General features: G+C 62.9%; 11 protein-coding genes. All 11 read left to right on the forward strand.

Annotated features, from left to right (window positions below):
• Positions 1 to 12: 12 nt before the first annotated feature.
• The 11 genes from ABWV89_RS10150 to ABWV89_RS10200 all read left to right on the forward strand — a co-directional run bounded on the left by ABWV89_RS10150 (position 13) and on the right by ABWV89_RS10200 (position 11,944).
• Positions 13 to 1,206 (forward strand): glycosyltransferase family 4 protein, encoded by a 1,194-nt coding sequence (locus ABWV89_RS10150; protein WP_353396246.1) that lies wholly within the window; start codon positions 13 to 15, stop codon positions 1,204 to 1,206.
• Positions 1,203 to 2,594 (forward strand): hypothetical protein, encoded by a 1,392-nt coding sequence (locus ABWV89_RS10155; protein WP_353396248.1) that lies wholly within the window; start codon positions 1,203 to 1,205, stop codon positions 2,592 to 2,594. The genes ABWV89_RS10150 and ABWV89_RS10155 overlap by 4 nt, the downstream gene beginning before the upstream one ends.
• Complete coding sequence (locus tag ABWV89_RS10160) at positions 2,591 to 3,826, forward strand: glycosyltransferase (RefSeq protein ID WP_353396250.1); 1,236 nt, start codon at positions 2,591 to 2,593, stop codon at positions 3,824 to 3,826. The genes ABWV89_RS10155 and ABWV89_RS10160 overlap by 4 nt, the downstream gene beginning before the upstream one ends.
• Positions 3,823 to 5,013, forward strand: a complete 1,191-nt coding sequence (locus ABWV89_RS10165; protein ID WP_353396252.1) for an acyltransferase family protein — start codon at positions 3,823 to 3,825, stop codon at positions 5,011 to 5,013. The genes ABWV89_RS10160 and ABWV89_RS10165 overlap by 4 nt, the downstream gene beginning before the upstream one ends.
• On the forward strand, positions 5,010 to 6,218 hold the full coding sequence (locus tag ABWV89_RS10170; protein ID WP_353396253.1) for a glycosyltransferase: 1,209 nt from the start codon (positions 5,010 to 5,012) through the stop codon (positions 6,216 to 6,218). The genes ABWV89_RS10165 and ABWV89_RS10170 overlap by 4 nt, the downstream gene beginning before the upstream one ends.
• Complete coding sequence (locus ABWV89_RS10175; protein ID WP_353396255.1) at positions 6,205 to 6,789, forward strand: LbetaH domain-containing protein; 585 nt, start codon at positions 6,205 to 6,207, stop codon at positions 6,787 to 6,789. Before ABWV89_RS10170 ends, ABWV89_RS10175 begins: the two co-directional genes overlap by 14 nt.
• A gap of 5 nt (positions 6,790 to 6,794) precedes the next feature.
• Positions 6,795 to 8,048, forward strand: a complete 1,254-nt coding sequence (locus ABWV89_RS10180) for a glycosyltransferase WbuB (RefSeq protein WP_353397482.1) — start codon at positions 6,795 to 6,797, stop codon at positions 8,046 to 8,048.
• Positions 8,045 to 8,413 carry a VanZ family protein gene (locus ABWV89_RS10185; protein WP_353396257.1) on the forward strand — a complete coding sequence of 123 codons (369 nt, stop codon included), beginning with the start codon at positions 8,045 to 8,047 and terminating at the stop codon, positions 8,411 to 8,413. The genes ABWV89_RS10180 and ABWV89_RS10185 overlap by 4 nt, the downstream gene beginning before the upstream one ends.
• Positions 8,414 to 8,431: 18 nt before the next feature.
• Entirely contained in the window at positions 8,432 to 9,823 is a 1,392-nt protein-coding gene (locus ABWV89_RS10190; protein WP_353396259.1) for an O-antigen ligase family protein, read from the forward strand.
• Positions 9,820 to 10,875, forward strand: a complete 1,056-nt coding sequence (gene galE, locus ABWV89_RS10195; protein ID WP_353396261.1) for a UDP-glucose 4-epimerase GalE — start codon at positions 9,820 to 9,822, stop codon at positions 10,873 to 10,875. Before ABWV89_RS10190 ends, galE begins: the two co-directional genes overlap by 4 nt.
• Before the next feature lie 223 nt (positions 10,876 to 11,098).
• Entirely contained in the window at positions 11,099 to 11,944 is an 846-nt protein-coding gene (locus tag ABWV89_RS10200; protein ID WP_353396263.1) for a polysaccharide biosynthesis/export family protein, read from the forward strand.
• Positions 11,945 to 11,964: the final 20 nt, after the last annotated feature.

Here is an 11,964-nt window from a genome sequence, read left to right on the forward strand (position 1 = left end):
TTCAGGAAAGTCATGCTTCCCCGCGTATTTGTCGCACACCCCATGTTGCAACACGCCCATCAGATGGCGATGGGTTTGTACGAGCATGGAATGCTGCAGGCCTTCTGGTCGGGCACACCGTTGCTCGGCCCAGGCGAGAGGCCGCCGGCCTGGATGCCGGCCGCGTTCGCACGTCGACTGCGCAGCGTGACCATACCGGCTGCGCTTCGCCGCCACGCCATCTGGACACACCCTGCAGCCAGAACGGCCACCTTGCTGGCCGGGCGCCGCCATGGCAATGAAGACGTGCACCGGATATTCCACGCATTCGACTACTGGGTGGCCAGACAAATCAGCCGCCTCAAGCCGGACATTGTGGTGGGCTTCGAGAACTCCGCCTTTCATACCTTTCGGGCGGCCCGCGAACTCGGTATCCGGTGCGTTCTGGACGCGCCATCACTGCATCACGGTGCAGCCGACGCCATGCTCGGCACCCCTCAAACACCGCTGCGCAAGGAGATCAACCGGCGCAAGAACGCAGAAGTGGATCTGGCCGATACGGTGATCACCTGCTCATCCCTGGCGGCCCGGTCCTACCTCGATCACGGCACGCCGGAGCAGAAACTGCAACCCATGCTGCTGGGCGCGGAGCTGTCAACGCACACAGCTACCGCCAGGCAAGGCGAAGCTTGTGTACCCCGTTTCATCTACGCAGGCGGACTCATTCCGAGAAAGTCCATCGACCTCATCCTCCAGGCCTTCGAAAATCTGCACGCCCAGGGCCATGCGTTCGAGCTGCAGTTTGTCGGCGGATGCCAGAACGCCGACTGGCTCGATCGCATCGATCGCTTGCCCGGCGCCAGCCACTTGCCACAGCTGGCGCAGTCGGAGTTGTTCGCCGAGTTCGCCAAGGCCGACTGCCTGCTGCTCCCCTCCCGGTTCGATTCGTTCGGGATGGTCGTGGCAGAAGCGATGGCCCACGGCGTGCCTGCTCTGGTCTCCACCATGACGGGCGCACGCGAGATCATTGAAAGGCACCCGGGCAGTGGCTGGATCACCGAGCCAACCGCGGTCGCGATTGAATCGTCGGTCAGGCAATTGCTGCTGAACCCTGCCATGCTTGCCGGTGCCCGACAGCAGGCCCTGGCGGCCTCGCGCGAGTTCACATGGGCGGCATACAGGGGGCGCATCGCCCAGCTGTTCATGAACCTGGGAGCGACCCAATGAGCAGTGTCGCCGTGCTCCCCATGCCGGGACTCTCTCTGGCCAGAGAGCGAGTGGCGCCTGTACGCCCGGGCGCACCTGCCTGGCGATTGCGACACGCTCACTGGGCATCGGCATCCCTGATCGCCATGCTGCTGGCGCTCACCATTGAAGGTGCGCTGCGCAAATGGATCTCACCATCCCTGACAGGTCCACTGATCGGCATTCGCGACCTGCTGGCCCTGGGGTTCGTCTTGCTGGCGATGCAGTTGGGCTACCTCTCGCCGAGGAAGCCTCTCAACGCCATCATGCTGCTCTGGATCTGTGTGGTCACGCTGTGGGGCATTCTTCAGGTGATTGCGGGCGTCAGCTCTCCGATGATGCTGGCAGTGGGGTTGCGTTTCTGGTGCCTGTATCTTGCATTTGGGCTGGCCGTCGGCCAGATGATGGACCGGGACGGATTGCTCCGCTTCATCAGGGTGTGCATGTGGATCGTCATCCTGACGGCACCCCTGGCCGTCTTCCAGTTCTTCTCACCACCAGCGGCTTTCATCAACAAGCAGGTCGACGGTGATGAATCGAGTGTGTTTCTCGTCTCCATGGGGGTGGTCCGAACCACCGGCACCTTCAGCTTCACTCTGGGCTACACCACGCTGCTGGCATTGGTCACACCCCTGATCATGGCGGCGTTCATGGAGCATCGCCGGCTCGGCATCCGGTTTCCCCTGGCACTCGCCTCGCTCGCCGCACTGGCCATTGCCACCGGCGTCTCGGGGTCACGCGCAGCCGTCGTGGCATTCGGTGGATTCGTCGTCTTCGGCGGCCTGTTCGCCTTTCTGTTCGGGCGCGGTGAGTTGAAGCTGCGCGCACTGTGGATGCTGATGAGCATCGGCCTGCTCGCCATGGTGCTGGTCTCCGTTTTGCCAGGAGCCGTGGACGCTCTGCTCAGCCGTTTCGAGCAGGCGGCTCGCTCGGAAGACTTTGTTGCCCGGTTGTCGGTGATGTTCTTCGGCGAAGACCAGGCCTACCGGTCTCTGTCCCTGCTGGGTCAGGGTCTCGGAGCCGGCTCGGGCCTGGCGTCAGTCATCTCCACCGGGGAACGTCTGTTCCTGGCAGGCGAAGCAGAAAATGCCCGGGTGCTGGCTGAAGGCGGTGCATTGGGCGTCTGCTACCTGGGATTCAAGATCATGATCATGACTTTCGGTGGATGGGTAGCCATCAAGGAGTCCGTTCGAACCAACAGCAGCTTGCCGGTACTTGTCTGGTCCGGACTGTTCCTGGCCCTGTTCACCTGGCCATCGATCGGGCAGCTCACCTCGCACGGAATGATGGGCGTCTACGTTGCCTTGGGCGTCTTCGTCGTCAGACAGGCCTGGTTTGCCGGGCGATTTGCTGAACTGGGGGTGCGATGAAAGTCGTTGTCTTCACCCACCCCCTGTTCGTGGACTCCACCAGCATGCCCCTGTTCGCCAGGTTTGTCCTGGACGGGCTCAAGCGTCACGGCGTCGAATTTCAGGTCCTCACCGCCAAGGCCTTCTTCCACCGGCTACCCGCCCCAAGCCGATTCAAGAAATGGCTTGGCTACATCGACCAGTATCTGGTTTTTCCATGGGTGGCACGCTGGCGCACGCGAAGCGCATCGCCGGACACCTTGTTTGTCTTCACTGACCAGGCACTGGGCCCGTGGATGCCCGCCCTTGCGCGCCGGCCTCATGTTGTGCATTGCCACGACTTCCTGGCACAACGCTCCGCCCGTGGCGAAATTCCCCAGAATCCGGTTGGCCGAACGGGGCGCATCTACCAAGCCTTGATTCAGCGTGGCTTCAGTCATGCGCGCCACTTCATCTGCATTTCCAGCCAGACGCTGAACGACCTGAACCGATTCCATCGCCGTCCGTCCGAGCTTCAGGCAAGAGTGGTTCTCAACGGCCTCAACGACACATTCGCCCGACTTTCCAGGTCAGAGGCGCTTGCATGCCTTGAAGCACACGACATTGCGCTGGATGATGCGCTACCGTTCGTCCTCCATGTTGGCGGCAACCAGTGGTACAAGCACCGAGACGGAGTGCTGGCTGTGTACGGAGCCTACGCAAAGGCAGCAACCAACCCGGTTCCACTGGTGATGGTGGGAGCGCCGCCCACTGAGCTCTTGCGTTCGCTCGCAGCAGCAGCACAGGCACAGGGAGGCCGGGTGCATTTTCTGATCCGGCCACCTGTCGAGGTTCTGAAAGCGCTCTACAGTCTCGCGGGCGCTCTGCTGTTTCCAAGCCGTGCCGAAGGTTTCGGCTGGCCCATTGCCGAAGCCATGGCATGCGGGTGTCCGGTACTGACCACCGGTATCGCACCCATGACAGAGGTCGGTGGCGAAGTCGCGACCTACTTGCCGGAGCGCGGACGGGACAACGAAGCGAGTTGGCTGGCGCAATGCAGCGAAGCACTGCTGTCGGTTCTGCAGCGATCAGAGGCTGAGCAGATGCACGCCCGGTTGGCGGCCATGCAGCATGCGCGCCAGTTCGATGCACAGCGCGTCTTCGAGCGGTACCTCGCCATCTACCAGGACGTTCTGGACGACGCGCTCTGTCGGGCGCAAGAGCGCGTCAAGCGACAAAGTGCGTGGGCCTCCAGTGTGAGGAGCGGTCCATGAAGCCTTCCAGTGCGATCCTCACATCCACCAGCGCAGATGCGCCTCACTGGGTCTGGCCGGACGTGTTTCGCGGCCTGGCTGCACTGGCCGTTTGCGCCAGTCATTTGCGCGCCAGCCTGTTTGTCGATCATGCGCAGACCAGTCGCGCCGATGCATTTGGTTCAGCTTTCTATGCTGCCACCGGACTGGGCCATCAAGCCGTGATGGTGTTCTTCGTGCTCAGCGGTTTTCTGGTCGGAGGCGCCGTCATGCGGCAGGCCGGCAAGCTCTCGCCGGCCCGGTATCTCACCGCGCGACTGTCCCGCCTGTGGACCGTGCTTCTTCCCGCGCTGCTGCTGACCCTGGTGGCGGACATGCTGCTTCAGGCGCTGGCGCCCCAGGTGCTCGACGGCAGTCTGCGCGCAGCGTGGGGGTCCACGCCGCTGGCGGGCAAGCACAATCTCGACTGGACCACTGCCCTGGGCAACGCCCTGTTCCTTCAGGCCTGGACGGTGCCGGTGTTCGGGAGCAACGGGCCACTGTGGAGCCTTGCCTACGAATTCTGGTACTACCTGGCGTTCCCGCTTCTCGTGGCAGGGTTTCACAAAGACACGCGGGGGCGTGTGGCCTTGCTTCTGTTCGCAGTCTGGCTGATGGTCGCTCCCCGTCCCATGCTGGCCGGTTTCCTGATCTGGCTGATGGGTGTCGGCGTCTGGTGGTCGAGCCGGCAGCCTCGTGCCTGGCTCCAGCACCCTCTGACAGCACTGATCGCATGCCTGATTTTCTTGCTGGCCTTGCTGGGCTCTCGCTGGCTGCCCGCACGCTTCACCGGCGACCTCGCGGATCAGGTCCTGGGTCTGGGTTTCGCTTTGCTGCTGGCCTCCTGCCTTCAGCAGCCTTGGCAGCCAGTGCTGGAAGGATTGGCCAGGCCGTTTCGCTGGCTCTCCGACATTTCCTACTCGCTGTATGCCACCCATTTCCCGCTCGTTCTGCTTCTCGGGGTGGTTTGGGGTACCGATGCCATGCAGTGGGAATGGTCTGCCAGTACCGCCGCGTTGTTTGCGCTGAGTCTTGCTGCTCTGCTGCTGGCTGGCTGGATGGTCTGGTGGTTGACCGAGCGCCACACGGCGTTGGTGCGGCAATGCATGCAATCGATGGGTCGCCTTGCCTGGCGCATCCCGGTCCAAAGCGAGGAGAGGCGTCCATGAAGCTGTTGAGAGTCTTGCCCACACTGGATCCGCGTGCAGGTGGTCCGGCCTCGGGCGCGCGAATGATTGATGCAGAACTCATCCAGAAGGGCAACGAAGTGACCGTCCTGACGCTGGATGCGCCGGACTGCGACTTTCTGTCGCAGCACCCGGGGCGCGTGCATGCCTTGGGGCCCTCACGGTGGGGCTACCGCTACAACGCCAACTTGACACCGTGGTTGCGCCGTCATGCCAAACAGTTCGACGCTGTGATCGTCAACGGCATCTGGCAATACCACGCCCTCGGCACCTGGCGCGCCCTGGCAGGCTCCGGGGTGCCTTACTTCGTCTTTGTTCACGGCATGCTCGACCCTTGGTTCAAGCGCGCCTATCCACGCAAACACCTGAAGAAGTGGCTCTATTGGCCCTGGGCTGACTATCGCGTCCTGCGCGACGCCGCCGCCGTGTTGTTCACTTGCGAAGAAGAACGCCGGCTGGCTCGTGAGTCGTTCTGGCTCTATCGTTGCCATGAGGAGGTGGTGGCCTACGGCACCCAGGCACCACCTCCCGCTGAAGACGGTCGCCTGGCGAGGCGTTTCGTTGCACGCCACCCGGAGCTGCAAGGCAAGCGCATATTTCTCTATCTCAGCCGCATCCACGAGAAGAAGGGGTGCGACCTGCTCATCGACGCGTTTGCCCGGATCGCCCGCACCCACCCCAAGGCCCATCTCGTCATGGCCGGACCGGATCAGAGTGGATGGGTCGCAGCCCTCAGGGCACAGGCCAAATCGCTGGGCATCGCCGGCCGAATCACGTGGCCCGGCCTGCTTCAGGGCGAAGACAAATGGGGAGCCATGCGCGCAGCTGAGGTCTTCTGCCTGCCCTCACATCAGGAAAACTTCGGCATCGTGGTCGCCGAGGCCCTCGCGTGCGGCACACCGGTCCTGATCAGCGACAAGGTCAACATCTGGCGTGAGATCGACGCGGACGGTGCGGGCATGGTCCATCCCGATACGGCACAAGGCACCTACGAAGCACTCGTGCGCTGGCTCGACCTGCCGCCTGAAGGTCAGCAACGCATGAGGATCATGGCCCGCCACAGCTTCGAGCAGCGCTTCCACATCGAGCGTGTCGCCAGCAGCCTGCTGGACACCATGCAGCGGTGCCAGAGCGCCACATCCCCTGTCTTCAACGGATCCATCGAAAGCGCACATGAGCCTTCTTGACGCCCGATTGAACAAACCCCTGGAAGGAGGCCCCAGCTTCAGCGTGGGCCATCGGACCTATCGCGCACTCTGGCGCCTTTGCTGGGCCCTGTTCGCCGCATGGACCCCTGCACCTTTGCACCGTTGGCGCAACGGATGGTTGAGGCTGTTCGGTGCCGAGGTACACCCCACTGCCCGGGTCTACGGCAGCGCTCGCATCTGGTATCCCCGCAACCTGAGCTTGCACGCCCACACCACCATCGGCCCCGGCGCCACGCTGTACTGCATGGGTCACATGGAGATTGGTGAGAAATCCGTGATCTCGCAAGGCGCCCATCTCTGTGGCGGCACACACGACATTCGCAGCCCCGATTTCCAGTTGCAGGTTCGACCTGTCGTCATCGGGCAGCACGCATGGGTGGCGGCAGAGGCCTTCATCGGGCCCGGTGTCACTGTTGGCGACGGTGCAGTCATCGGCGCAAGAGCGGTGCTGATGCGCGATGCAGAGCGCGCCACCGTCTATGCAGGGAACCCGGCTCAACGCATCAAGCACGTTCCGGAGCGCGCCAGATTTCAGGGGGAGGCCGCATGAAACCGATGAGGATTCTGCTCTACAGCATCAACTTCGCACCAGAACTCACTGGCGTCGGAAAATACACCGGCGAGATGGCCGAGTGGCTCGCGCTGCAAGGACATGATGTCCGCGCAGTGACGGCGCCTCCCTACTACCCGGAGTGGAAGGTGGCCAGTGGCTTCAGTGCCTGGCGATTCGCCCGCGAGCGATGGAACGGGGTAGAGGTGTTTCGAGCACCGCTGTGGGTGCCCGATCGCCCGGGTGGACTCAAGCGCCTGCTGCACCTGGCCAGCTTTGCCGCGTCCAGCGCCCTGAGCCTGTTCCCGCAATGGCAGTGGCGCCCCGACGTGGTGTGGGTGGTCGAGCCGCCGCTCATGTGTGCGCCGTCTGCGCTGGCCTTCGCCCGACTGACCGGCGCCAAGGCCTGGCTCCACATTCAGGACTACGAAGTCGATGCGGCTTTCGATCTGGGGCTGATCAAAGCACGCCCGCTCCGCCGAACAGTGCTGCGCGCAGAGCAATGGCTGATGCGACGCTTTGACCGCGTCTCCACCATTTCAGGTCGAATGCTCGAGCGCGCCACCGACAAGGGTGTGTCTGAAGAGCGGCTGGTGTCGTTTCCCAACTGGGTGGATATCGGCGCCATCGCTCCACTGGCTGGCGTCAGTCCGTACCGCAGTTCGCTTGGCATACCCGAGGATGCAGTGGTTGCCCTGTACTCGGGCAACATGGGCAGCAAGCAGGGACTCGAGGTGCTGGCGGATGCCGCGCGCGCACTGGCCGGGCATCCGGACATTCACTTTGTCTTCTGTGGCAACGGCGCCGGCAAGGCCGATCTGGAAGCCCGCTGCCAGGGCTTGAACAGAGTGACGTTCCTCGACCTGCAGCCGCTTGAAAGGCTCAGCGAACTTCTGGGGCTGGCCGATATTCACCTGCTGCCCCAGCGCGCCGACGCAGCAGACCTGGTCATGCCATCAAAGCTGACCGGCATGCTGGCCAGTGGCCGGCCGGTGGTTGCCACCGCCAGGCCCGATACCGAGCTCGGGCGAGTCGTCGAAACAGATGCCGCCTGCGGCCTGATCGTGCCTCCCGAGGATGGCCATGCACTGGCCAATGCCGTGCTGCAACTTGCCAGCGATGGCGCTAGGCGGCAGTCCATGGGCCAACGCGGCCGTCAGTATGCCGAACATCAGCTTGACCGGGATCAGGTGTTGCGGCGCTTTGAGCAGGCGCTCTACGCATGCACAGACCCCTTGTGGCAGGAGGCGCACCAGTGAAAACGGATCCGTGGCGCCTGATGTTCTGCGGGGCCGTCCTGATGATGGCCTACCAGTTCTCGCAGTGGCAAACCCTCAGGGAGGTGTATGCGCAGTGGGACAAGCCGGTACACGCCATTGTGTTCTTCGCGGCGTGGTGGCTCATGCGCTGGTGCCTGCCCTGGCGCGCATGGGTGGTGTCACTGGCGGCATTGCTGGGCGGAGCCGCCGTGGAAGTTCATCAGTACTTTCTTCCACGGTCCACGCCCAGCCTCACGGACTGGCTATCCGATCTGGTCGGTGTCGTCGCGGCACTGGCTGTCTACTGGGGCTGGCAGAGCGCCCAACGCTGGAACCTGCAGCGCAGGTCGCAACAGGCCGTGTAGGAAGGGCACAGGCGAATCATGCAACAGTCCACTGCCGCTTCACGCTCAATCGGCTTGCCTGGCGCAAGCCTCATCGCCTGCGTCTGCCTGTTTCTCTCGGCACCCTGGATTCGCGGAGGCAATCGGCACCTGGCGATGGCCGTGCTGGAGTGCATGGGACTGCTGGTCCTGACCGGCCTGGCCTATCGCGCCCTGCTCGGCCCACGAAACCTGAGGCGCTCGCACCCGGACGGCACTGGGACAAACTTGGCGACATGGACGCCCTGGCTGCTCGTCATCGTGCTCAGCTCACCCATCTGGATCACGGCACTGCAGCTGGCGCCCATCTGGAATGGTGTGCCACTGTCAGCCACCCCCCAGGCCACGTTGGCCAGCGGTTTGGTTGGCCTGCTGTGCGCCATCTGCATGCTGACGGGCTTGTCCGTCACCCATGATCAGGCACGTGTGCTCATGCTCGCCTGGATGCTTGGCGCCGTCCTGCAGGCAGGCATCGGTCTGCTTCAGCTCGGTGGCCTGTCCGCTCTGGACTTCGGCTTGATCAGTCCTGAGAAGGTCAAGGGAACATTCGCGAGCAAGAACTCGTTCGCCAATTTCCTCGTCTTGTCATTGCCCATGGTGTGCCTGTTCGGGTTGCGGGCACTGGACAGTCGCCGCGAGGCAAGGCCTTGGCTGCCTTGGGCATGGGGCTTCGCATTGATGGTGATTCTTGCGGCGCTTTTTGCCAGCGCATCCCGAACCGGAATCGCGACGGGCATCCTGGTTCTGTTCCTGTCTTTTGTCATGCTGACGCCATCTCGCCACCCTGCGCACGCATGGGTGAATGGGCGAGTCGCCGCGCTCGGCTTTGGCATCTTCCTGGTGCTCGGCCTGATCCTCGGCGGCATTGACTGGCTCGCCCGGTTCGATGTTCAGCAGCTCGCAGCCGACAGCTCCCTGCGCGCCATCAATCGGCAAGGAGCTTGGCTGGGTGCTGTTGACGCCTGGCCCACTGGTGTCGGTCTTGGCGGGTTTCGCAGTGCTTTCCCCCACTATCAGGCACCTGAGCTGGGCCTGTTTCTGGTAGACATGGCACACAACGATTACCTGCAATGGTTGATGGAAGCGGGCGTGGCATTCGTCGTGGTCGCGGTGGCCGTGATCATGCTCGTGGTCAGGCAGTTCATCTCCCTGACACGCCGGCCTTCGAACATCAGCCGCAACCACCTGATGCAAAGCACCCAGCCCATGGCCATCGCCGCCGGGCTGGGCTTGCTCGCCATCGCATTGCACGCCATGGTGGATTACCCGGCGCGCATTCCTGCAAACGCCATGCTCGCGTCATTCCTGATGGGGTTGTTCCTCAGGGGAAATCGCTTGCCCCAAGTGCGCGGCCGCGTCGCAACACCTGCTGCAACGGAGGCTCAGGCATGACGGCACCGACCAGTCAACGTCCCGTGATGCTCACCGGTGGCGCCGGCTACATCGGCAGTCACACCTGCGTTGCCTTGCATGAAGCCGGTCATCCGGTGGTGGTGGTCGACGATTTCTCCAACAGCCATCCGCGCGTGCTCGACCGGATTGAAACGATCTCCGGCGTCCGCCCGTCCCTCGAACGTGGCGACGTACTGGATACCGCATGGCTGTGCTCCGTCTTCGAACGTCACGACCCGGCCGCCGTCATACACCTCGCCGGTGTCAAGGCAGTGGGCGAAAGCGTGGCGAACCCCATCAAGTACTTTGACATCAACATTGGCGGCAGTATCAGTCTGATGAAGGCCATGCAGGCTCATCGGCAGCAGGTCGGTCGCTTGTCACCACTGGTTTTCTCCAGCACGGCCACCGTCTACGGAGAGCCCTCACGTGTTCCGATCACGGAGGACTTTCCCCTCACATTCGAAAGCCCGTACGCCCATACCAAACTGGTGGTCGAGCAGATGCTCGGCGCGGTCGGTCGGTCCGAGTCTTCATGGAAGGTCGCCGTCCTCCGGTATTTCAACCCCGTCGGCGCTCACCGCAGCGGCTTGATCGGCGAGGACCCCAGCGGCACGCCCAACAACCTCATGCCATTTGTATCGCAGGTGGCTGTCGGGCGGCAGGCCCACCTGAATGTCTTTGGCGATGACTACCCGACCATCGACGGCACGGGCGTCAGAGATTACCTGCATGTCATGGATCTTGCCGAAGGCCATGTTCGTGCCACGCAAGCGCTCATGGATGGATGTGACAGCTTCACGGTCAATCTCGGCACAGGCATCGGGCACAGCGTGCTGCAAGTGGTCAAGGCGTTTGAGGCTGCATGCGGCAAACCCATTCCCTATCGCATTGCAGCGCGCAGGCCTGGTGACGTGGCAGCCTACTTCGCGGACCCGGGCAAAGCACACAAGCTGCTGGGTTGGCAAGCCAGGCGCGACCTCGGGCAAATGTGCTCGGACGCGTGGGCATGGCAAAGCCTCAACCCCAAAGGTTACAGGGAGCAAGAGTGATGAAAACGGTCAACCGGAACAGCCCACCTGTTGGATTTGCAAACCAATGCTTACGTCCACAGGCACAGATCATGCTGCAATGCAATACGACAAGTTCAGCCCCCTCGAACTCAATCTCCCGTCAAGCGCGCACCGCAGCAGTGCGCCCGGCCCCGATGTTGGTCGCCCGTCACGCCTTTGGCCTGTCTTCCGTGCAGCGCAGCCTGAGAAGCAAGGAGTTGTCATGAAATCAGATGTCTTCCGCCGAATCACCGTCTTCTCCCCATTCATGCTCGCCCTGGCATGTGGCAGTGCATCGGCGCTGGCCCAGGCCACACCTGCTGCCGGCGCCGGTCATGCGGTTGTCGCGATCGATCCCGGACAGGCCCGAACCGACGTCAACCAGAGACGAAGCCCTCAGGTTCCGCGACCGGAAGCTGTCGGCCAGGATCCTGCCTTTCAGCAGCCAGTCCAGGAGCCGCCAGCCAGCGCCGCCGAACCGCTTCCCCTGGACTCACTGGCACAGGTCAACAACGACTACAAGATCACCGCCAACGACCTGATCGAGTTCGATGTCTTTGGCATCCCCGATATGCGCCGCGATGTTCGCGTCAACGCATCAGGCATGGTGACATTGCCGCTCATCGGCTCTGTGATGGTGGCGGGCATGACAGGCCAGCAAGCCGAAGACGCCATCGCTGCGCGATACGGCGAGCGCTACCTGCAAAACCCCCAGGTTTCCATCTTCATCAAGGAGTTCACCACGCAGCGCATCACTGTGGAAGGAGCGGTCAACAAGCCCGGCATCTACCCGGTCGTCGGCAAGGTGACGCTCTTGCGCGCGCTGGCACTGGCGGGCGGTCAGGCGAAGTTTGCCGATCTCGAGCAGGTGATGCTCTACCGATACGGCACCGATGGTGATCGCCGCGTCGCGACATTTGATCTGGAGAAGGTCCGTGCTGGCGAAGTGCAGGACCCGGAAATCCTGGCAGATGACGTCATTGTGGTCCGACGTGACCCGAGTCGTACCGCCTTGCGCGACTCGTTGTTCAGCGATGTGCTGGACACGATCAACCCGTTCTCTCGCTGAGTTGGCCTTGATACCGGAGT

Source organism: Hydrogenophaga sp. 5NK40-0174 (genome assembly GCF_040372165.1).
In the GTDB taxonomy this organism is placed as follows: domain Bacteria; phylum Pseudomonadota; class Gammaproteobacteria; order Burkholderiales; family Burkholderiaceae_C; genus Hydrogenophaga.